Here is a 23278-nt window from a genome sequence, read left to right on the forward strand (position 1 = left end):
TACGCCGTGACTTAAATGCGCCGGGGGTTGGGCAATCCACGGTGTATACTAGGCGGGGGTCTGGGCATGAACATTCATCGTGGGGGCGATGCCCCTCAGCAGGTCATTGAGTCAACACAGCCAATCGCAGTTATCGGGATTGGCTGTCGGTTCCCCGGAGGGATCCAGGACGCGGACTCGTATTGGAACTTTCTCCTGGAGAAGAACTGCGGCATCGTCGATATCCCGGCAGATCGCTGGAATGTCGATGCTTTCTATGATCCGGAGCCCGATGCCCGGGGAAAGATGCGGACGCGCTGGGGTGGTTTTCTTGCCAGCGACGTTTTCGGCTTCGACCCGAGTTTCTTCGACATGTCGCCCCGCGAGGTGACAACGATGGACCCGCAGCAGCGCCTGGCGTTGCAAGTGGCCTTCGAGGCCGTGCAGGATTCCGATCTCACATTGGCCGATCTGCGCCGTGGACGCACCGGCGTGTTCATCGGCATCTCGACCAACGATTTCGCGCAGAACCTGCGCCGCGGACGTGTTGGCGGCGGCGACATCTTTGCCGGCACCGGTTCGGCGTTCTCGATCGCGGCCAACCGAATATCCCACCGTTTCGATCTGAAGGGGCCGAGTATCGCCGTCGACACGGCGTGCTCGTCGGCGCTCGTTGCCATCGACCAGGCAGTGCGCCACCTGAGCACCGGCACCTGTGAAACGGCGCTCGCCGGCGGCGTCAACTGCATGCTCGATCCAGGGCCGTTCATCGCATTCTCCAGCGCCAACATGCTCTCGCCGACCGGCGGTATCTACACCTTCGACGAAAGGGCGGACGGGTTCGTGCGCGGCGAAGGCTGCGGGTTCGTGTTGCTGAAGCTTCTCGACCGGGCAATTGCCGACGGCGACCGGATCTATGGCGTGATCCGTCATTCGATGGTCAATCAGGACGGGTATACGCCGACCCTGACGTCTCCGAGCGGGGAAGCACAGCAAGCGATGCTGGAGGCGCTGGTGGAAGGCGCCTCCATCGATCCGGCCGATGTCGACTATGTCGAGGCCCATGGAACCGGCACGCCGGTCGGCGATCCAATCGAGGCGGCTGCTATCGGCCGCGTATTCGGTGTGAATTCACGCCCAAAACCGGCCTATGTCGGATCGTTCAAGCCCAATCTCGGCCACCTCGAATCGGCGTCCGGCATTGCGGGTTTCATCAAGACGGTGCTGACGGCGGGAAAGGGCATCGTGCTGCCGAACCGGAATTTCGAGCGCCCGAATCCGAGCATTCCGTTCGACGCGCTCAACATCGCTGTGGCAACGAAGCCGACGCCGATCGACCACCACGGCCGGCCGATCCTGGCCGTCGTCAACTCCTTCGGCTTTGGCGGTACCAATGCCTCCATCGCCGTGGAAGGATGGCGGGGGTTGTCCGCCAACGCCAACCGTGCGCCAAGGCCGGTGATAGCCGGCCATCCGATAGCCGTCCCGATCTCGGCCGGCAGCACGGCGGGACTGGAACTGTGGGCCGGCCGTCTAGCCGATGCGCTGGAGCAGGGAGGCTCCCTTGCGGAGACGCCGGTCGAAGACATCACCGCCCATTTGAGCAGCGCGCGCGATAACTTCGCCCAACGGGCTGCGCTCATCGTCGAGCCGGAGCGCGCCGCGCTCCAGACCCAACTGCGCGCATTGGCTAAGGGAGCCATCGAGCAAAGCGCGGAAGGGCCAACCATCATCACCGGCAGGGCATCCAACCGTCGGCTCGCCATCGCCTTCTCGGGCCAGGGCGGCCAGTGGTGGGCCATGGCGCGCCGCCTGTTGAAGGAAGACCGTGCGTTTCGCCGAACCGCCGAGATGTTCGACGAAGTGCTGCGTCCGATGGTCGGCTGGTCGACCGTCGAGGAGATGCTGCGGGACGAGAAAAAGACCCGCATCAACGATGCCGACGTCACCCAGGCATCCATCTTCACTACGCAGATATCCCTCTACGAACGCTGGATAAAGGCCGGCGTACGGCCTGAGCTTCTGATCGGCCACAGCTTCGGCGAGGTCGCGGCCACTTACGTTTCAGGTATCATCGATATCGAGACGGCGGCTCGCATCATCGCCAAACGCGGCCTCATACCGCTGAAGAGCGAGCGGCGCGGTGCAATGGCCACGATAGGGCTGACGGTTCAGCAACTCGAACCTTTGCTCCCCGGTGACGAAAGCGTCGTCATTGCCGCCTACAACGGCCCGATCGCGCAAACGATTTCCGGCATGGAAGACGCGGTGCTTGGCGTACTGGCCAAGGTCGCGGAAGCCTATCCCGATGCGACGGCCCGCCGGATGACCATGGATTTCGGATGGCACAGCGCGCATCTGGAAGACTGCAAGGAATGGTTCCTCGGCGAACTGGGTCCGGTCGGCTGGAAAGAAGGCCGTCTGCCGATCATCTCGACCGTCACCGGCATATTCGAGACGAAATTCGACGCCGACTACTGGTGGGCCAATTTGCGCCAACCCGTCAGCTTTACCAAGGCATTGGATTTCACCCTCGATTTCGGCATCAATACTTTCCTGGAAATCGGTCCGCACCGCACGCTAACGCCGCTCATCCGAGGCATCTCGCAGGAGCGCGGCGCAGACGCCGCCGCGGTGAACTCGCTCGATCGCAAAACTGACGATTTCTGGACGCTGGCGCGGGCCGAGGGCAGCCTGCATGTTGCCGGCGTCGAATTCGACCGGCCGAAATCGTCGAGTGGCCACGTGGCCGTTCCCAAGTTACCCTGGAACAACCAGCGCCTGCTGAATACATCCGAGGAAACCAAGAGCTTCCTGTTCGAGGCACCCCGGCACGCACTGCTTGGATGGCGCGACTTCACCGCGGGGCCGTCCTGGACGAACGAAATCACGCTTAGAGGCTTCAAATTCCTGGCTGACCATCGCGTCAGCGGCGATTGCCTGTTCCCGGCCGTCGGTTACATCGAAATCATGGGGGCCGCGCTGCGCGACCATTTCGGATCTGACTCCGTGGAGCTGCGTGATTTCAAACTGTACGAAGCGCTTTCCATCGCAGAGGACGACGTCATATTGTTTACGACGACGTTCGATCCGGTCGGTAGCAGGCTGCGCATCTCCACGCTCCATCGGGGTTCGGACGACGGCTGGAGGACTCGTGCCGAAGCTTATGGCTTCAGCCACAAATATGAACTTGCACCAGCTCCCGCCGACCTCCTGCTGGATCGCCCGAACCTTGTCGAAAAGACGGAATTCTACCGTCTCGCCGAACGGCACGGGCTTGAATACGGTCCCTATTTCCAGTCGGTGAACGCACTCGACATTGTCGGCGACCGCCTAGTTGCCAGGCTGTCGAGCAAGGACCCCAACTTGTCGAAGCAGTATTTCGCCTTCCCCGGATTGCTCGACGCGGTGCTCCAGGCCGGCATCGGCCTGGCTTCGCATCGAGACGGCGTGTGGGTTCCAGGTGAATCGCTGCCGCCGGCTAATGAAGACAAGGCCCAGTATCAGTTGCGCCTGCCAACCGGCGCGCGCAAGATCCTGCTGGGCGCTCCGATGACGCCCGAGGTGATCGTCGACATCCGGCCGGGTCTCGACCCGTACTCAATGCGGTTCAGCGTATTCTCGCCGGAAGGGCAGCCGCTCATCGTTCTCGACAACCTTCAGACAAAGGCGCTGGGCAAGGTCAGGGGCAGCAGGGCCAAGCAGGGTGCCGGCTCGGGCTCCAGTGTTTTTGAGGAGCATTTCGAGAAGCAGGAAGCCAAACCCGCAGCGCCCTCATTGCGTTGCGCCCACTGGTTGGTGGTGGGTGATGGAACGCAGCGCCTCGAAACGACATTGGCTGAGTTGGTTAGCCGTGGAGCGACGGTCGAGGTCGCAAACCCGGCGCCGTTCCTGAACCTCGATGCGGATGAAGCGCTCGCCACGATCCGGGCATTCATGACCAAATCGGGTGGGAAAGGCGGCATCCTGTTCAGCGCCGCCGCCCCCGAAAAACTCGACGACAAAGCAGGCGGGGACGAGCTTCTCGCCAGGATCACGCCTATCGTCCACCAATTAATCACGCTTGGAAAAGTCATCGACCGGCTGCACAGTTCGTCCGAACCGCGGCCCGAACTGGTTGTCGTCACGTCCGGCAGCCGGCTTGTGCAAGGTGACCAGCCGATGAGCCTTTCAGGCCTGAGTGAGAGCGCCTTAATCGGCATTGCTCGCACAATGGCAAACGAGTTCAAAGGTTTGGGCATCCGTCTTATCGATGCGGATCCCACATCGCTGCACTCGGGGGTGAGCATTTCAGGTGCCGTGCTGGAGGAAACCGCAGAGACGGAATTCGTCCTGCGCGGCGCCGAACGCTACGTCCCGCGGTTGGAGCAGCTGGCTTTGCACGAAGTGTCGCCGTTGCGGCGGACGCTGGAGACGGCGCGGGATTCTTCCAACTTCGCCGTCACCATGACGGGGCCTGGTACCATCGACAACATCGTACTGCGCGAAATCGCTGATCCCGAATTGGCTTCGGACGAGGTCATGGTCGAGGTCGCCGCGGTCGGACTGAACTTCCGCGACATTATGGCGGCCACCAGCATCTTGCCGGACGAGTTGGAGAGTGACGAGGCATATTGGCGCAATCTCGGGCTGGAGTTCGCCGGCACCGTCCGCAGGGTCGGCGAACGGGTGACCAACCTCAAGCCCGGCGATCGCATCATGGGTATGGGCAAGGGCTACCTCAGGCGCTTCGCCAAGCTCCGGGCGGATCTCGCCATGCGCGTACCCGACGGCATCGATCTGATCGAGGCCGCGACCCTCCCGACAGCGTTCCTTACCGCTCACTACGCACTCAAACATATCGGCCGATTGGCACAGGACGAAATCGCGCTGATCCATCTGGCTTCGGGTGGTGTCGGCCTCGCCGCCATCCAGGTCGCGCATGATGTGGGGGCTCGAGTCTTCGGCACTGCAGGTAGCGACACAAAACGCGCCTTCCTGAAGAAATGGGGCGTGGACGAGGTCATGAATTCGCGCGCTCTCGATTTCGCCGACGAGGTGCGGTCCCTGACGCGTGGCCGCGGCGTGGACGTGGTGCTGAACGCGCTGTCTGGCAACGGCATCGACAAGAGCCTGGAGTGCCTGGCGCCCTTCGGCCGGATGGTCGAAATCGGCAAGCGCGATCTCGCCGACGACAAGCCGATCGGGCTTCGCTCGCTTTATCGCAACAACGCCTATTCGGTCATCGACCTCTCGACGCTCCCCGTGGAGAGGGAGAGCCTCTTCAGGCAATTGCTGGCGGAGGTCGAGGCAAAGGTTGCCGCCGGCGTCTACAAGCCGCTGGAGGCGACTCGCTTCCCGGCATCGCGCACGGCGGAAGCCATGCGCATGCTTTCGCGAGCGCTGCACATCGGCAAGGTGATCGTCACTTTCGACGAACCTTCCGTGGACATCGAACTTGACCTCGGCGCACAGTTCGCCGTCTCCGCTCGGGCCTCCTACCTCGTCACGGGTGGGCTCAAAGGCTTTGGCGTTGCGATCGCCGATTGGCTCAGTCAGAAAGGCGCGGGGACTATCATCCTTGCCAATCGAAGCGGTGTTCCAGATGCCGAAGCGGCTGTGGCTATCGAGATCATGGAGCAACGCGGCACGCGCATCGTTCGCGCGGCGCTGGACGTGACCGATGCTACCGCCGTTGCCAGGCTGATCGGCGAATATGCTGGGGGTGACGCTCCTCTGCGCGGCATCGTGCATGGCGCCGCGGTGATCGAGGACGCTTTCGTCTCGCAGCTCGATGCAGGCAAGATCGACCGCGTGCTGAGGCCGAAGATAGCCGGCGGGTGGAACTTGCATGTCGCCGTCGTCGAACACGATATCCCACTGGATTTCTTCGTGAATTTCTCTTCGATCGCGCAGGTTATCGGTTCGTCTGGGCAGGCCAACTACACAGCGGCCAACTCTGTTTTGAACGCAATCGCTACGTACCGCAGGGGTCGCAACCTGGCCGGCTCGTCGACCGCTTGGGGCATGATCGCCGGCAGTGGATTCGTTGCCAGGTCGGAAGCAATGACCAACTATCTCGATAGTGTCGGCATCAAGCCGGTTCAGGATTCTGAAGCGGCGGCGGCCCTGTCCTATCTCGTGCGCGCCAGATCGGAGAATCTCGGCTTTGCCAATATCGACTGGGCTGCGATCGCGCGCACGAACCCCGGCGCAGCGACGAATCCGAGGATTTCGCCGCTGCTTGGAGACAGAACCGGAGGGCGCTCTCGCATTCAGGCCGAGCTTGCAGCCGCGCCACGCGAGGCGTGGGACGACCTGCTCGCCGACATGATCCGGCGCGAAGTGGCGAAAGTCCTCAAGGTCGAGGCAAGCGCCTTGGCGGATGACCGCAAGCTCAGTGAGCTAGGTCTCGACTCCCTCTCATCATTCGAGCTGAAAAACCGCGTCGAGGCTCAGGTCGAAGTCGACATCCCTGTCGCCAAGTTCCTGCAAGCGCCGACGATCGCGGGACTGTCGCGCCTCGTCGCTTCCGCTTTCGAGGCGAAGCTGAAGGCGTCCGCCTTGCAGGTCCTGGCCGCACAATCGAGTTCCGATGGCGTTACAGCGCAGGAAGCCTTCCGGCCTCTGGGCCGCCAGGTCGATGCGATGATGCTGGATGGACGGCCGATGTCGTCGGCCGTCGCAAAGGCCGACAATCAGATCCTGGTCGAGACGAGTATTGAGCCCGGCGTGTCGCTGGCTGCGCTTGCGACAAGATTGGCGCGACTGGTCGAGAGACACGATGCGCTCCGGATGACGGGTGCGATATCGGCGTCCGGCGCCGTAGAGATCGGCTTCGAGGCTCAACCTGTTGTTGAAGTGCTTTCGCCGGGCGGTCGTTTGGGCGATGTGGCACTGCCTGGTCCGCTATGGCGGATCGGCGCGTGGCAGCGGCAGGATGGCGGTCACGACCTGCAAATCCGGGCTCATCGCGCGGCTGCCGACATGTTGTCGGTTCACCTTTTGCTCGCGCAGCTTGTGCAAGACGAAGCGGAAGCGGTCGAAGCAGCGCCTAGTTTTGCCGACTATGCGCGCGCAGTTCATCCAGTGCCCGGATCGAGCGAGTATCGTCGCGATTTCGCCTACTGGAAGGAGATCCTTCACCACGCGCCTGCGATCACACCGATCCCCGGCCGCAGTCGTGCCTCGTCTCCCGCCGGTATGGGAACGAACAGGGGCCGTGTCGGGTTGCTGGAAATTACGCTTCCCGCAGCAGCATTCGCGTCGAGATCGGAGTTGCCGGCCGCGCGCTTTCTGACCGCCTATGCCAAGGCCTTGGCAAACCGCCTCTCGCTCCAATCAATCGTCGTCGACCGCTGGTATAGCGAGCGCGGGGAGGGAGCACCAAGCGGATTGATAGGCCCCTTGGATGGGTCCTATCCGATTGTCCTGCGAGCCATGAATGAACTCGATTACGATCTGCTGAGGAAGGTCGAGCGTGCCGACGCAAACGGCCACGCGCATCGGTCAATGGATACGTCGTCCCTGGAACTGGCGCTCGAAGAGGATCTGCGCATCCGCCATGTTTCGCTGCGCCAATTCGGCTTCGCTTTTCTCGACGGCAGCCAAGTTACGGCGCTCGCCGCCTTGGACCATCCTCTCGATGCGATCCCCGCATCCGCGCACGAGATTCAATTGTCCGCAGCGGCAAGCGACGCCGGTGTTGTCTGCCGGCTGAGCGTGGATCTCGACGTCGTCGAAGAAGCAACAGCGCGGTTGCTACTCGATCAGTTTCTGGACGAGCTTTCCTCCGAGTTCGAAACGTCAGGCCGCCTGCTGCCCACCGCAACGGGCTGGAGGCTGCGCGAGTGGTCTGGTCAGCCGAGTGGAAGCCAGGACGTCGAGCGCTCGCCGCTCGACGGCGTGCCCAACGTCGAAAGAGAGATTGCTGTGACCAGCACACAACTGGGGTTACTGCGTTTCCAGGAACATCCAGACGCGACTTCGCATGCGCGTGCCGCATTCATTGTAAGCAAGGAGTTCAAGATCCGGCCGCAGATGGACGCCGATCGTCTCAGACGAGCGATCGAAACGGTCATGGCGCGCCACGAGGTGATGCGTACCCGGTTCTTCCGCAAGGGGGCTAGATACGGCGCGTATCTGGAAAGGACGCCGACCGATTTCTTCAGGGTCGAGCAAGTCGCCGACGAGGCCGAAGCGATGGAGCGCGCAACCGAACTCGCGCAGGAAGGCATAGATATCGAGGCGCCGATGTTCCGTGTCACGATCATCCGGTTCGGCTCCGAGAGCGACCTTATCGTCGCCAAGGCACATCATCTCGTCGTTGACGGCTATTCCCTCGGCCTCATCGTCGAGGAGACAGTCAAGGCTTATCTCGGGCTGCCTCTTGATCCGGTGGAAATGAGTATCGACCGGTTCATCCGGGATTTCGACCATGTCGGAAAACCCGGTTCGTTCGAGCGGCGCGACGCATTCCTGCGCAAGGTATTCGTCGAGCCCTTGCCGCAGGTTCCCAATCTCGGGCGCAAGGCGAAAGGCTGGCGGACGAATGTCAATCTGATCGATTGCAGCCTCAGCGAGGACGTGACGCTCTCGATAGCCAGCGACCAGCAGGATGCGCTGCGCAAGCGTGCCAGGGCAGCCGGCACGACGGAAACGGCCATGATCATCGCGGCCTTTGCGCAGACCATCGGGGCGCGCGGCGGCGTGGACGACATGGTGATGCAGGTTCCAGCAGCCTTGCGCCACGACCGGCGGCTGGAGAACTATGTCAATTTCGTCGCCTCGGACGTGCCCGTGCGCGTGCGGCTGTCGCGGTTCGAGACGATCGAAGCGTTAGCCGGTTCGCTCGGAGAAGGGATCGAAGAGGCTATCCATTTCGCGCCCTTCATGGATTCGAACTACTTCGGAGACGTGCATGACGATGTCGTGGCCAAGGGGTCCTATACCTCCCTCTTCGTCGCCGGCACCCAAACAGTCGACAGATGGACACGCGCCACGCAGTCGGCCCCGCTTCAAAGGGCCCATGCCAGTGGCGAGCTTGATCTCGGCATGTTCAAAGTGACGCCCCTGCCTGACATGCGACGAGAAAAACCACGTACCAGCGAGATGGATCTGCGTACCTTTCCGACCGCGAACGGTCTCGGTCTGACCTTGATATTCGACCAATTAGGCTATGACCATGCGGAAGCAGAAGATATCCTAAGGGAAGTCATCGAACGGCTGTTGGCCGGGCAACCGGCGGTCGACGCCGCCGAGCAGGCGGCGATATAGCGATGCGTCGATCCAGGATCAGCGGGGCCGGTGGAAGCCGGTGCAGGTAAAGATACGTGATTCGCTTCATCTTAATTTTGTTTGCCGTTCTGGCGGCAGTCGGGCTCTTTTCTGGTTGGTATATCTGGCCTGCTCAGGTGGAGTCCTATGTCGCCCAGCGAAGGCTGATCGCGCGTGAAATCGCCGGACCCGGCCTCCTTGGTGCAACCAACCAGGTCATCGTGACGGCACGGATCCAGGCATTCCTGGCCGACGTTCGCGTCGACCGGAATGACGAGGTGAAGACCGGCGATATCCTCGCCACGCTAAACGCGACTGAAATCGAGTATCAGCTTGCCGCCGCGGTCGCCAACGACCGGGCTGCGGCGGAGAGCGTGCGCGAGGCCGAATTGGAGCGTGACCGGCTGGCTATCGCCGCCCGTACTGCAAAGGCAGATCTGGATCGCAGGAAGAGCCTGCTCGCCAGCAAATCGATTTCTCAGGCCGAGTTCGACCTCTTCGAAGGTACCCAGAAGCAAGCCGAGGCCGCATTGGCGCGAGCGACCGCTAGCATCGAGCGCGCAAAGGCCCAGGTCGCGGCCGCCTCCGCCGAGGTCGAGCAGATACGAAGCCGTTTCGGCGAAACCTCCATACGCTCGCCTGTCAACGGGGTGGTGGTTTCCCGCAGCCGCACGGTGGGGGACCTGCTTTCTCCGGGCGTCGAACTGATGCAGATTGTCGACCCGACGTCATTGCTGGTCATGGCACGCTTCGACGAATCCGCAATGGGGTCGCTTCGGCCGGGGCAAGTAGCCAAAGTCACCTTCTCATCGGATCCGCAACGACCCTACGCTGCTTCCATTGCGCGGATCGGCCGGCAGGTCGATCAAGAGACCCGCGAGTTTACGGTCGATCTTAAATTGCGTGAGGTGCCGGCGAACTGGGCTGTGGGTCAGCGTGCAAGCGTCACCATCCAAGCGGAATCGCCGTCACCAGGCATTGCGGTGCCACAGCGGTTCCTGGCGAGAAACCAGGGACGGGTGGGTCTATGGATTGCACATGACGGGCGGGCCTATTGGGCTCCTGTTTCACTGGGCTACTCCAGCGGCACCGATATCGAGATCACGCGCGGCCTAAAGGTAGGTGATGTCGTGCTCAGTCCGACAGGCCGCTTCCAGTACCAGGCGGTTAACCTCCAGGCATTGGGCAGGTGAATCTCGCGGTCAAAGATATCAGGCATAACCTGCTGAGGTTCATCCTGACCGTTTTCGGCGTCGGCCTGCTGATGGCGGCGACGATCGGCATGCTGGGCATGTATCGCGGCATCGTCTACGAAGCCTTGATCGTGATCGACGGCATTGGTGCCGACCTCTGGGTCGTCGAAGGGGGAAAGTCCGGACCGTTCGCCGAATCTTCCGCCGTTCCGGCCAATCTCGATCGCCGCGTGGCCGGTGTGGCCGGTGTGGCGGCAACGCGGCGGTTCATCCAATACAACCAGCAGTTCGAAATTGACGGGCTTCCGCTGCGCATGTCGGTCACTGGTGTGGACTATCCAAGCGACAGTGGCAGCTGGATACCGTTGATCGCCGGCCGGTACTTCCAATCAAATCGCTATGAGGCCATCGCCGACAAGACTCTCGGCCTGGTTGTGGGTGACGAGATCCGGCTTGGACGAGATAGCTATACGATTGTCGGCGTGTCGACCGGGCAGGTCGACATGGGTGGCGACGGATTGTTGTTCGTCACCATCCCGGACGCGCAGGTCATCAACCAACTGCTGCCCAGCGAGGCGATCCTCCTCAACCGTGCGGCCAAGGGCAAGACGCGCATGGGTCTCGGCGACGAGACCGGAAGTGTCGCTGCCGTCATCGTCGAAACTCTCCCGGGCGCGGACAAGGAGGTCGTGCGTGACTCGATCAAACGCTGGGGCGACGTCGAGGTCCTCACGCAGCAGGACCAGGAAACGCTTCTACTGGACGGCCGCCTCGGCAAGCTCCGCGTCCAGATCCTGGCTTTCACGACGATGACGCTGCTGATCTGCTGCGCCGTCATAGCACTGACCATCTATACGATGACGATCGAGAAGGTCGCGCAGATAGCACTTCTGAAGCTGATCGGCGCGCGTGACCGGGTGATCATCGGCATGATTGCGCAGCAGGCGGGGTTGATCGGCTTTTGCAGCCTCGTTCTGGCCATAGCCATCTCGTTTACGATCTATCCGAGGTTTCCAAGAACTGTGCTGATCACCGAATCCGATCTTGGCGTGTTGTCGTTCGTGCTGATGGCACTCAGCCTTGCGGCCAGCTGGTTTGCGATTCGTCGCGCGCTCGCGGTCCGTGCCCAGGAAGTGTTGGCCTGATGTCGAAGCGCCGCCTCGCCACGCTGGAGGTTCGGAACGCCAGCAAGGTCTACCAGAGCGGGGGCTCGCCGGTCACCGCGCTGGCGGCAGGTTCGCTGACCTTGAGCCCCGGCAGCGTTACCGGCATCGTCGGGCCCAGCGGCTCCGGCAAGACGACGCTGCTGATGATCGCCGGTCTGCTGGAGACACCGACCACGGGAGAGGTCCTGTTCGACGGCAAGGTGATTTCGCGTCCCGGTGCGAAGCTCAACGAGCTACGAGCCTTCAGGCGGAGCCATCTTGGGTTTGTGTTCCAGAAAGCGAACTTGATCCCCTTTCTCACGGCCGCCGAAAACATTGCCATCGCCATGCAGGTCAACGATGTCGGTCGCCAGCAGGCGCAGGCGCGAGCCAGCCGGCTTCTCGCCGCATTGGGCATTGAACATCGCGGCTCCAATTATCCTTCCCAACTTTCCGGCGGCGAGCAGCAGCGCGTTTCAATCGCCAGGGCCTTGGCAAACGATCCCACCGTTATTCTGGCCGACGAACCTACCGCCGCACTGGATGGTACACGGGCGGAGATGGTGATGAAGGTTTTCAGGCATCTGGCGGACAGCCGCAATGTCGCGATCTGCGTTGTGACTCACGATACGCGCTGGAAAACTTATTTCGATTCGATGCTCGAGCTCGAGGATGGGCGGGAACGAGCGCCGTCTCCCTTTGGCTTGATGGCTGAACGGCATTAATCAACGGGCGGCGTGGGCCAAGGCGCGGTACAGAGCCGGCTTCAATGATCCGGCTTCGCTTCGGGTGGTGCTTTGATTCTACGAACTGCTCGCCGAAGCGGCGGAACTGATGTTTGCCTAAGCGACACGCACCGTGCGCTGCCTCGGCTTGATCGCGGTGGCGAGCAGCAGGCCGGCGACGATGAAGGCGGCGCCGGCGAGATCGTAGTCGTGCAAGCTTTCGCCAAGGAACAGATAAGCGAGCACGGCGACGAAGGCGGTCTGCAGATAGAGCAGCATGCTGGCGCGCCCGGCGCCAAGCGTCTCGACGCTGCGGTTGTAGAGATAGTACATCAGAGCGCCGCCCGGGCCGGCAACATAGGCGAGGGCCAGAAGGCCGTTCGCATGCAGCGCCGAACGATCCCCGGAAAACAGTTCCCAGAGATAGAGAGGCAGTGCGGCCAGCGCGCCGGCTCCCAGCAGCAGGACCACCATCGGCAGAAGCTCAATGCCGAATTTCGCGCGACCCAGCAGCACGGTGTAGAGGCCCCAGCAAAGCGCGCTGCCGACGATCCACAACTCGCCGGGATTGAACCGTAGCTGCATCAGCGCGGCAAGGTCGCCGCGCGCCACGATCACCACCATCCCAGCCAGAGCGACCAGCGCTCCAAGCGCTTTCCAGACACCGAGGGGCTCGCCAAGCACGAAGCGGGCAAGCACCATGGTCATGATCGGCGACAGCGCCATGATGATGCCGGCGGTTGTCGCGTTGGTGTAGTTGAGGCCCGTGTAGATCATGCCCTGACACAAGGTCAGCCCGATGGCGCCGATGGCCAGCACCTCGATCACCCGGGATTGGATCAGCACGAGCATCGCCCCGTGATGACGATGGACGATAGGCAGCAGGATCGCGCAGGCGAGCGTCAGCCGCCAGAAGCAGAGCGCCCAAGGCGGCATCTCGGGGGCAACCCACTTGGCGGCAATATAGACGCCGGCGGACAGGAGCCAGCAGAGCGTCGCGAGGGAATAGGCGAGCGGAAGTGATGCGCCGGGTGTCGCCTTAGCTACATTTGGCTGTGCTATCGGCAGTGATTGGATATCCGTCTCCTCCCATCGCAGACTTTAGCAGATTTGCAGCGTCTTGCTAAGCAGCAACAACAGCTGGTTCACCGGCTGGTGCAATCGGTGGGTCATTGTGGGTCCCGCCGTTCACGGTCTCGTTCCATTCGAACGCATGTTGGCCCATGAGCAACTCGATACCGAAAAGCGCAAGCCGTATCGATTTCGCGCGGTACGAATCTGAGATTCATATTGCGCGACAGATATTCGCGCGGTTGCCACAATCTTCTCGCGCCATATTTCTGCCGAGAGCAGATCTGTCGCGAATTCCTGGCCCTCGGATCACGAGCGCCGCTGTTTTTTTCGAAGCAATTGGAAGAATAAGCCACTGACTTCCGTTTGCACAAAGAGCGCGACACATATCCATGCGGAGGACGTCCGATGCATGCCGGCTTCCGAGGGAGCGTACTCGTAGCGGTGTTGGGCGCCGTCATGGCAAGCTGCGCCGGCATCCCGGCGCAAAAAACCGGGGCAATAACCGGCTATGGCCCCAACCCCACTTTACCGAAACCAAGACCGACGCTGATCCCGACTGTTAACATCGCCGAGGCGAAAGGCTGGCAGAAAGGAGGTATGCCGACCCCGGCGAAGGGGCTGACAGTGAACGCCTTCGCCACCGGCCTCGACCATCCGCGCTGGCTGCATGTGCTTCCGAACGGCGACGTTCTGGTTGCTGAAACCAATGCCCCTGCCAAGCATGACGAAGGCTTCAGTCTTAGAAAGGTCTTCATGGACCTGGCTATGAAGCGGGCTGGCGCCGCGACCAAAAGCGCCAATCGCATCACGCTGCTGCGCGACACCGATGGCGACGGCATTGCGGATGTGGGCACGACGTTCGCGGAAGGCCTCAATTCGCCCTTCGGCATGACGCTGTCCAAAGGCAAGCTCTTTGTCGCGAACACCGACGCGCTCGTCGCTTTCCCCTACTCCAATGGCCAGACCCGAGTCAGCACGTCGCCGGAAAAGATCATCGACTTGCCGGCCGGGGACCTCAACCATCATTGGACCAAGGACGTGATCGCAAGTCCGGATGGACGCAAGCTCTATGTCACCGTTGGTTCCAACAGCAACGTTGGAGAAAACGGCATAGCCGCGGAGAAGAACCGCGCCACTGTCCTTGAAGTGGATCGGTCGACCCGCCGCACGCGGGTCTTCGCCTCGGGCCTGCGCAACCCGAACGGGCTCTCCTGGAATCCTGAAACTGGCGAGCTTTGGGTCGCCGTGAACGAGCGTGACGAGATCGGCGACGATCTCGTGCCGGATTACATGACCTCGGTTCGTGACGGCGCTTTCTACGGCTGGCCCTACAGCTACTACGGACAGAACGTCGACGAACGCGCTAAGCCGCAGCGCCCCGATCTCGTGGCGACGGCGGTCAAGCCCGATTACGCCCTGGGCTCTCATACCGCCTCGCTGGGACTGACCTTCTCCAAAGGCGCCCGGCTCGGTCCGACCTACGGCAACGGCGCCTTCGTCGGCCAGCACGGCTCGTGGAATAGAAGCGTGCACAGCGGCTACAAGGTGATCTTCGTGCCGTTCCATGGCGGCAAACCGAGCGGTCCTCCGAAAGATGTGCTCACTGGCTTCATCGGGCGTAATGGCGAGGCGATGGGCCGTCCGGTCGGCGTTGCTATCGATCAGACTGGCGCACTGCTCGTCGCCGACGACGTCGGTAACGTCATCTGGCGGGTCCGCCGGGCGAATGGCCGTTGAGCGCAGGTGCCTTTCTGATTCCGACCTCACCAGCCTTCGGCTACAGCGCCACGCCCGATATGGCTGCATTCGGCTACGATCTCGATGCATATGGCAGGCTGAGCGACCCGAGACATAGGTGACATTTTGTACCGGACACATGGGTAACACTTTTGGCTTTTGGCCGGAGGCATTTGGCTCGTCAGCTTCATGCACTATGATCTGGGATATCTCGACCTGGAACAGAGGACGTTGCAGACCATCGGCAATCCGTTCGGCACGAGATTGTCACCCATGTCTTAGGTACAAACTGTTACCCATGTCTCCGGGCTGGACAAATATCTGAATTTGGTAGCGGGAGACCGCTACATCGCAATACCCACTATCGAAGACGCGTCTTCCATTTTCGCCGGCATGCGGCGTAGCTGCAAACTACGAATCTGGGGTCAGGAGTTCGAATCTCTCCGGGCGCGCCAACATTTCAATGACTTAGAAGGACATCGCAGACTAGAGAGAGAAATTAGTCTGCGATTTAGTCTGCGGAGTTCATCGTCTTTCTCTGGTCTCGACATGTGAACGACGGAGAGTTCCTGGCCAAGGGTCCAGTCGCTAGGCTGATGCGCTCACCTCTCGACGTGAACGGTGCGCTGAGGCTTCTAACCAGGATTACACCTGCCGTAGCAGTAGGGAAGCTGAACGTCCGAAGTTGGCGCAATCGCGCAGTTCCCGAAACGAAAAGTCTGACCCGCAGACGACGAACGTCTGCCGCGACGTCAATGTCGGCTTTGCGGGGGCCTCGCCCTACGCCGGAATCCGTTTCGGCAACAAGGCACGAGCCCGGGATCCCAAACAACAACTGCAGAGGAGAGCGCTTTGATCCGGCGTTGCGTACAGGATCGAATGACGCAACGGATCGACAGCCGCACACTTGTGCCAGGAAGCGGATCGCCAGATTTGGCTCGAGAGCAGGCATTTCGGACTTTTGGGATAAGTCCGGTTCGGGGCATAGTTCATGCCGATGCTCGCGGGGCGCTTGAAGGTCTGGCTCTGACCTTCCGAGCCACGGAGCCGCAACTCCACTTTCGGCTACAGAACTGCTGGCCAACTCCAAGTTCAGATTCTGCCCAAAATGAGCGCCGCCAAGGAGAAGATGACCTTCGCCGATCTGGAGCCGCTGATCTGTGACGCGGACAACGTGGCCGACGTCTTGCTGACCATGCTGGAGGTCTTTTCCACAGTACCTGACGGGAATTTCGTTCTGACCCAAGCGAGGGGGAGCGCCTTTTCTTCATTGCCACCATTGCAGAGCAGATGACGCGGAAGGTTAAGAACGCCTATTACGAAACCCTCGGGGGCGCCGCGTCATGACCGCGCCTTCAGATGACCTCGACGACCTGCAATTCGATACTGGGAACCTGCACCACTTGCTCGAAGTGCTCTATGGCCAGACCATGGAACAGGAGTTCGAGCGCGACGGGAAGAGGGTCGCTTTGGCGGACCAAATAAGCGTGCTGGCCATGATCGCCCGCGACCTCGCCGAACGTCTGAACGAAGCGGCTGGAGCGTGTATCGACAACGCGATGGCCGACGCCAAGGCCAGAAAGGCGGCATCATGAGCGCCGTCCCGACCGTCGAACCGTTCTGCGTCTCTGACACGTTCGTCACTGGTGCCGGCCCACTCCAATTTATGGGCGACAATCTCAGGCTGACGCTGCATGTCCTGCAGCGCTCGACTTATGACGGCGGCACAGAAAATGCCGTGGTGTCAAAGATTGTTGGAAGTCGCACCGATATGCTGAAAATCGCCGCCGCCATTCTCAGTGCTTGCAACTCCCGGTCAACGCCAGCGGACAGAGCGGTGGAAAACTTCATGGATTTCCTTGAAGGGCCCGCTGGGCGCCACTGAACCGGCACCCAGACGGAACTGCTAAGCCCGCCGCCTCACGGTGGCGGGCTTTTTCCTTGCGTGTTCCTGTCGCTTTTGTCACTCCCCGCCTGCAGCAGCGTATTTTTTCGCCACTAAATCTCCGTCCTTAAGCTTCTTAACGGTAGTGGTAACATACCCGCTCTTTAGATCCGGCTTTGATCCATCATAGTGGACAGACCAAAGGTCATATATTCTTTTTCCAGAACGCCAAAATTTGTTGCAGTCCCTGTAGATTTTTGGATCACCCTTTGGCTTATTCTTGGCGCACATCTCATTACCACTTACGCTCCAAGTGCCCTTAAAAGTTGCCGTTACCTTAGGTTTGCCAAAGATTCCTTTGGTTGTGCCGTCAGATGCATAGTAAATGCTAGAGACGTCATAAATACCGGTCTTGCCTGAATATATCGCCTTGACCTCGGCTGCGGTTAATTCGACCGCGTCCTTCGGCAGCTTGCCGGCCCATGCGGACGCACACACAAAACTAGTCAAAGCGCCGCCTAACAGAAAAATTGCAAATGCACGCATAAAGACCTCCCTCTCTTTGCCCAAGCAATGACTAATTTAGCATTTCCTCAGAGGAGAATCGAGGCAGGAAATCGCCGACGTGAGGCACTTGCGCTGGCACACCCCGCTGCGCTGCGGCGCCTGCGGGTCGGGCATGTCGGTCAAGGACAGGATGGGTCGCCTGACGCGCATCATGTGCACGCGCGCCAAGGAATCGCGCTCATGCACCAATGTCAGGCCCTATGCGCTCGATCATATCGAAGCGACGGTCATCGACGGGTTGCGCGCCAGGTTGAACGACAAGGCGTTGATCGACCACTATGTCGCCGCCTACAATGACGAGCATCAAAAGCTCTATTCGGGGCAGGGCGCCTCGCGAAAAGGCCGCCCAGCGGCTCGACGCCGCCAGGCGCGAATACGACCGCGTGCTGAACGCCTATGTCAAAGGCATGATTTCGGAAGCCGAAGCCGAGCAGCGCTTGCCAGTGCTACGCGAGGAGCGCCAGCACCTCGAGGCCGAGCTCGCCGTGCTGCCGCAGCCGCCGAAGGTCGTGACGCTGAAGCCGGCGCTTGTCGCCCGCTACATCCGCGATCTGGAAGCGCTCGCCGCCGCGATCGGAGAGAATGGCTTCGTCTCTGAAGAAGCCAAGAAGATCGTCCGCGACGTCGTGTCGACCGTGACAGTCTACCCGCCGAAGGCAGGCGAGCAGCCATCGATCCTGATTGATGGATACCTGTCAAACATGGTCGACCAAGGCCTTGGCCACCTCGTCTCCGTTCGGGGGGAGCGATGGTAGCGGGAGAGCGCTACCGCCTTTCCCCAGACCCTATAATTTACCAGTTCAGGCTTCGTTGCTGCGGTTGAGTAGAGCCGTCTGCTGGGAATCAAATTCGGGGGTCAGCAGTCTAATCTCTTCGGTCGTGCCAGATATCTTAAACGAATCAAAATCCAGCGCTTTGGTCCGGTGTTGAAAGGCAGCTTCGCGCCTGATTTCGGTCATAGAGATCAGCTTCGCCGCGTCCTGAAAGCAGACATCGCAAGCGAGGACTCCGGAGGTCGCGGTTGTCGCGCAGATCGTGGCCGTTACCGCGCCGCCGATTTTCTGGAGTGATAAGCCGCGCCCGACGCGGCGAATTCGTAACCCTACTCGGCGGCCGTCTCCGATGGCGCCTCTGCCGGCCCCGAAGGCTCGGCCTCGGCACGGGGCTTGCGCCGTGAAAACAGCGACCTGAGCGTGACGTAGAACACCGGCGTCAGGAACAGGCCGACGAAGGTGACGCCGAGCATGCCGGAGAACACCGCGGTGCCCAGCGACTGGCGCATTTCTGCGCCCGGGCCCGTTGCGATCATCAGCGGCACGACGCCGAGGATGAACGAGAAAGCGGTCATCAGGATCGGCCGCAGCCTGAGCCGGCAGGCTTCGACGGCAGCCTCGGCGGCCGACAGGCCGCGTTCCTGCGCCTGGCGCGCGAATTCGACGATCAGGATCGCGTTCTTGGCGGCAAGCCCTATCAGCACGATGAGGCCGATCTGCACGAGGATGTTGTTGTCCAGCCCTCGGAAAGACACGCCGAGCAACGCCGCGAGCACGCCGAGCGGCACCACCAGCACAATGGCGAACGGCAGCACCCAGCTTTCATATTGCGCCGCCAGCGCCAGGAACACGAACAGCACCGACAGTCCGAAGATATAGACAGCGGCATTGCCGGTGTTGCGCTCCTGATAGGCGAGCTCGGTCCATTCATAGGAGGTACCGGCCGGCAGCGTCTTTGCCGTGATCCCTTCCATCAATGCCAGCGCGTCGCCCGTGGAAACGCCGGGCGCGGCGTTGCCCTGCAGCGGCACCGAGACGTACATGTTGTAGCGCTGGACCAGCGCCGGGCCGGTGACGTCGCGGATCTCGATCAACGTGCCGAGCGGAACCAGCGCGCCGGTCGCCGAGCGCACCTTCAGTTTCAAGATGTCGGCGCGATCGAGGCGGAACGCCTGGTCGGCCTGCGCCCGCACCTGGTAGACGCGCCCGAAAGCGTTGAAGTCGTTGACGTAGGCGGTACCCAAATTGATCGACAGCGTCTCGAAGATGTTGGGGATCGGCACGTTCAGGATGCGCGCCTTGTCGCGATCGATCGCCAGGAAGAATTGCGGGCTCGACGCGGAGAACGTGGTGAACACGCCCGTCAGCCCCGGCGTCTTGTTGGCCATGCCGGCGATTTCGTTGGCAAGCGCCAGGATCTGCCGCATGTCGGCGCTGTTGCGCTCCTGGATCTGCAGCTTGAAGCCGCCGGCATTGCCGACGCCGCGGATCGGCGGCGGCGGCAGTGCGATAATGAAGGCTTCCTTGATGCTTTGCAGGCTGCCGAACAGATTGCCGATGACCTGGGTCGCCGACTGGCCGGCTTTCAGTCGCTCGTCAAACGGCTTGAACCTGGCGAAGATCACGCCCGCGTTGCTGGCGTTGGTGAAGGTCGCGCCGGAGAAGCCGGCGAAGGCGACTGCGTAGTCGACGCCTGGCGTTTTCTGGATGATCTGCGACGCCTGCTGGATGACCGCATCGGTCCTCGACAGCGAGGCGCCGTCCGGCAACTGGACGACGACGATCGCATAGCCCTGGTCGAGCGACGGAATGAAACCGCGCGGCACCGCCTGCACCATGTAGACCGTGGCGTAGATGAGGGCCGCGAAAACGGTCAGCATGGCGGCGATCGTTATCCACGACCCGACTAGCACGCGGATGATGCTCGAATACCAGTGGGCGACCCTGTCGAAGCCGCGATTGAAGCCGTCGGCGAGCGCCCGTCCGAACCGCGCCAGGAAAAAGCGCGGCGGCGCCGCCGCAGCGTGATGCGGCTTGAACAGCAGTGCCGCCAGCGCCGGCGAAAGCGTCAGCGAATTGAATGCCGAGATCGCCGTCGACACCGCGATGGTGATCGCAAACTGCAGGTAGAACTGCCCAGAAATGCCGGGGATGAAGGCTGTCGGTACGAACACGGCTATCAGCACCAGCGAGATCGCGATGACCGCCGTTCCGACTTCGTCCATGGTCAGGTGCGACGCCGGATTGGGCGCCAGCCCTCTGGCGATATTGCGCTCGACGTTCTCGACCACGACGATCGCATCGTCGACGACGATGCCGATCGCCAGAACGAGGCCGAACAGCGTCAGCATGTTGAGCGAGAAGCCGGCGGCGTAAAGCACCGCCAGCGTGCCGATCAGCGACACGGGGATCGCCACGATCGGCACGATCGCCATGCGCCACGATTGCAGGAAGACGATGATGACGATGATGACCAGCAGCATCGCCTCGAGGATTGTCTTGTATACCTCCTGGATCGACTCGGCGACGAACTCGGTCGGATTGTAGACGATGTCGTAGCTCAACCCCTTCGGGAAGTCGCGGGAAAGCTCCTTCATCTTGTCCTGGATCTCCGCGGCTGCGGCGAGCGCATTGGTGCTCGGCCGCTGGAAGATGGCGAGCGCCACGGCCGGTTTGCCGTTGAGATAGGAGTTGGTGACGTAATCCTTGGCGCCGAGCTCGATGCGCGCCACGTCCTGCAGCGAGATCAGACGGCCGTCGTCGGTCGATTTGACGATCACGTATCGGAAGTCGCGTGCGTCGTTGAAGCGGCCTTGCGTGGTGACCGTGTACTGGAACGCCGTGCCGGTGCTGGTCGGCGGCGCGCCGATCGAGCCACCCGACACCTGGACGTTCTGGTCGCGCAGCGCCTGCACCACATCGCCCGAGGTCATCCCCAGGGCGGACAGTTTTTCCGGATCGAGCCAGATGCGCAGCGAATATTCGCGTTCGCCGAAGATGATGAGGTCGCCGACGCCGTCGAGTCTGAGCAGTATGTCGCGCACCCGCGAGCGGGCGTAGTTCGAGACGTAGAGCTGGTCGTAGGTATTGTCGGGCGACAGCATGTGCACGACCATCATCAGGTCGGGCGAGGTCTTGGTGGTGGTGATGCCGAGGCGGCGGACTTCTTCGGGCAGGCGCGGCTCGGCGACCGACACGCGGTTCTGCACCAGCACCTGCGCCTGGTCGAGATCGGTGCCCAGCTTGAAGGTGATGGTCAGCGCCATCGCCCCGTCGCCCGATGAATAGGACGACATGTAGAGCATGCCCTCGACGCCGTTGATCTCCTGCTCGATCGGCGTTGCCACCGTCGCTGCGACCGTCTCGGCGTCGGCGCCCGGATACTGCGCGCGAACGACGATGGTCGGCGGCGCGATCTCGGGATATTGCGCGACCGGGAGCTGGGTATAAGCAATCCCGCCGAGGATCAGCAGGACGATCGAAACGACCGATGCGAAGATCGGACGGTCGACGAAGAAATGTGCGAACCTCATTGCTGCAACTCGGCGGTCTCGGCCTTGGGCGGCAACGTCACCATCTCGACCTTCACCTTGGTGCCGGGCCTGGCGTGCATCAGCCCGTTGACGATGATCGTCTCGTCGCCGGTCAGGCCCGCGCGGATCACCCGGTAGCCGTCGAGAAGCGGGCCGGTGCGCACAGGCTTGGCCGACACCATCCCGGCCTCATCCACCAGGAACACGATGCGGCGATCCTGATCGGCGCCGATCGCCTTGTCGGGCACCAGCACGCCGCTATGCGGCAGCGACCCCGGCACGTTGATGCGCCCAAACATGCCTGGCTGGAGAATGCCGTCGGCGTTGGGAAAACTTGCACGCACCCGCATGGTGCCGGTCGCGTTGTCGATCCGGTTCTCGGCAAAATCGAGCTTGCCTTTGAATACCGCCTCCGCGCGGTCGGCGACGCGAACCACCACCTCGAGCCCGCCGGCGCCTTCCTGCATGCTGCCGCCACGCTCCTTCGCGTCGCGGGCGTAGCTGAAATACAGGCGCTCATCGACGTCGAAATAGAAGTCGATCGGATCGCGCGTAACGATGGTCGTCAGCAAGGTGGAATCCGGCTGCACGAGGTTGCCGACCGACACCAGCCGGCGGTCGATGCGGCCGGACAAGGGCGCCTTGATCTCGGTGAATTCCATGTTCAGGCTGGCCGTCGTCAGCGCAGCCGTCGCGCCCTGCATCTGCGCCTGCGCCGAAAGGTATTCCCGCCGGCGGTCGTCGACCGTCGCGGTTGAGATATTGCCGGTCTTGGCGAGTTCGTCGGCGCGATCCAGCTGCATCTTGGAGAATTCGAGCAGACTCTTGGCGACGTCCACTTGCGACTTGGCGGCATCATAAGCCGCCTGGTACGGACGCTGGTCGATGGTGAAGAGCAGGTCGCCCTTGTTGACCAGTGCGCCGTCCTGGAAGCTGACCTTGTCCAGATAGCCGCTGACGCGCGAACGGATGGCGACCTGGTCGACGGCTTCGAAGCGCCCGACAAACTCGTCGTCTTCGACGATTTCACGGACCACCGGCTTGGCCGCCGTCACCACGGGAAGCTGCTGGTCCTGCGCAAACGCCGTGCTGCTGAAAGCCATGCCGAGCAGGAATGCCGCCGACATGGCGGCGCGGGCAAGCCAGCCGGCCGATCGATGGGGTCGCCCGCCCGCGTCGCGATGCAATTGCCCATTCTCTTGGATGTCCATTTGCGTCCTCGCTCACTGGACCGGAGGTCGGTTGATCCGCTTCTACGCTCAGGCTTCTCGTCGAGATCAGAGCACTGCAGTGTTGTGCATGGCAACATGATCATTTTCCATGTGGGCTGAAATGTCCACCCTGTGGCTGCCCCGCCACCGGGCTAAAGTCAGTCGCGAATTAAGGGACTCAGGATTCCTTTGATGGACGGC

At 61.7% G+C, this 23278-nt stretch carries 14 protein-coding genes and 2 pseudogenes; 11 read left to right on the forward strand and 5 right to left on the reverse strand.

Translation table 11 applies throughout. The annotated features are described in order from the left end of the window. The first annotated feature begins 66 nt into the window (after positions 1-66). From NKH01_RS09310 to NKH01_RS09325, 4 genes are all read left to right on the forward strand, one after another. Positions 67-9234, forward strand: a complete 9168-nt coding sequence (locus tag NKH01_RS09310) for an SDR family NAD(P)-dependent oxidoreductase (protein WP_353019999.1) — start codon at positions 67-69, stop codon at positions 9232-9234. 56 nt (positions 9235-9290) lie between these two features. Then, positions 9291-10427 carry an efflux RND transporter periplasmic adaptor subunit gene (locus NKH01_RS09315; protein ID WP_352642738.1) on the forward strand — a complete coding sequence of 379 codons (1137 nt, stop codon included), beginning with the start codon at positions 9291-9293 and terminating at the stop codon, positions 10425-10427. Then, on the forward strand, positions 10424-11572 hold the full coding sequence (locus NKH01_RS09320) for an ABC transporter permease (protein ID WP_352858854.1): 1149 nt from the start codon (positions 10424-10426) through the stop codon (positions 11570-11572). The genes NKH01_RS09315 and NKH01_RS09320 overlap by 4 nt, the downstream gene beginning before the upstream one ends. Before the next feature lie 101 nt (positions 11573-11673). After that, positions 11674-12297, forward strand: coding sequence for an ABC transporter ATP-binding protein (locus NKH01_RS09325; RefSeq protein ID WP_352715402.1), 624 nt, complete (start codon positions 11674-11676; stop codon positions 12295-12297). Positions 12298-12414: 117 nt separating this feature from the next. Here the strand turns inward: NKH01_RS09325 and NKH01_RS09330 are convergent, their stop codons facing one another. After that, a complete protein-coding gene (locus NKH01_RS09330) occupies positions 12415-13374 on the reverse strand; it encodes a DMT family transporter (RefSeq protein WP_353020018.1) in 960 nt (319 codons plus the stop codon). Between the two features lie 402 nt (positions 13375-13776). Between NKH01_RS09330 and NKH01_RS09335 the strand changes: the two genes are divergently transcribed. From NKH01_RS09335 to NKH01_RS09350, 5 genes and pseudogenes are all read left to right on the forward strand, one after another. After that, entirely contained in the window at positions 13777-15108 is a 1332-nt protein-coding gene (locus tag NKH01_RS09335) for a PQQ-dependent sugar dehydrogenase (protein WP_352918991.1), read from the forward strand. Positions 15109-15276: 168 nt separating this feature from the next. Further along, positions 15277-15390: pseudogene (locus tag NKH01_RS35290) on the forward strand (transposase); the annotation flags it as partial. Between the two features lie 826 nt (positions 15391-16216). After that, entirely contained in the window at positions 16217-16402 is a 186-nt protein-coding gene (locus NKH01_RS09340; protein WP_023720306.1) for a hypothetical protein, read from the forward strand. A gap of 49 nt (positions 16403-16451) precedes the next feature. Next, positions 16452-16703: a hypothetical protein gene (locus NKH01_RS09345; protein ID WP_353020000.1), complete on the forward strand. Its 252-nt coding sequence runs from the start codon at positions 16452-16454 to the stop codon at positions 16701-16703. Continuing rightward, on the forward strand, positions 16700-16993 hold the full coding sequence (locus NKH01_RS09350) for a hypothetical protein (protein WP_353020001.1): 294 nt from the start codon (positions 16700-16702) through the stop codon (positions 16991-16993). Before NKH01_RS09345 ends, NKH01_RS09350 begins: the two co-directional genes overlap by 4 nt. A gap of 78 nt (positions 16994-17071) precedes the next feature. Here NKH01_RS09350 and NKH01_RS09355 read toward each other — a convergent pair whose 3' ends face one another. Continuing rightward, positions 17072-17539 (reverse strand): DUF995 domain-containing protein, encoded by a 468-nt coding sequence (locus tag NKH01_RS09355; protein WP_156948081.1) that lies wholly within the window; start codon positions 17537-17539, stop codon positions 17072-17074. A 79-nt stretch (positions 17540-17618) separates the two neighbouring features. Here NKH01_RS09355 and NKH01_RS09360 point away from each other — a divergent pair. After that, positions 17619-17792: pseudogene (locus NKH01_RS09360) on the forward strand (recombinase zinc ribbon domain-containing protein); the annotation flags it as partial. A 61-nt stretch (positions 17793-17853) separates the two neighbouring features. After that, positions 17854-18315, forward strand: coding sequence for a hypothetical protein (locus tag NKH01_RS09365; RefSeq protein ID WP_023719289.1), 462 nt, complete (start codon positions 17854-17856; stop codon positions 18313-18315). 45 nt (positions 18316-18360) lie between these two features. Here the strand turns inward: NKH01_RS09365 and NKH01_RS09370 are convergent, their stop codons facing one another. The 3 genes from NKH01_RS09370 to NKH01_RS09380 all read right to left on the reverse strand — a co-directional run bounded on the left by NKH01_RS09370 (position 18361) and on the right by NKH01_RS09380 (position 22993). Further along, complete coding sequence (locus NKH01_RS09370) at positions 18361-18519, reverse strand: hypothetical protein (protein WP_352482029.1); 159 nt, start codon at positions 18517-18519, stop codon at positions 18361-18363. A gap of 143 nt (positions 18520-18662) precedes the next feature. Further along, positions 18663-21866 carry an efflux RND transporter permease subunit gene (locus tag NKH01_RS09375; protein WP_352591652.1) on the reverse strand — a complete coding sequence of 1068 codons (3204 nt, stop codon included), beginning with the start codon at positions 21864-21866 and terminating at the stop codon, positions 18663-18665. Continuing rightward, entirely contained in the window at positions 21863-22993 is a 1131-nt protein-coding gene (locus tag NKH01_RS09380) for an efflux RND transporter periplasmic adaptor subunit (RefSeq protein ID WP_353020019.1), read from the reverse strand. The genes NKH01_RS09375 and NKH01_RS09380 overlap by 4 nt, the downstream gene beginning before the upstream one ends. Positions 22994-23278: the final 285 nt, after the last annotated feature.

It is taken from the genome of Mesorhizobium sp. M1403, assembly GCF_040317695.1.
Classification (GTDB): Bacteria; Pseudomonadota; Alphaproteobacteria; order Rhizobiales; family Rhizobiaceae; genus Mesorhizobium.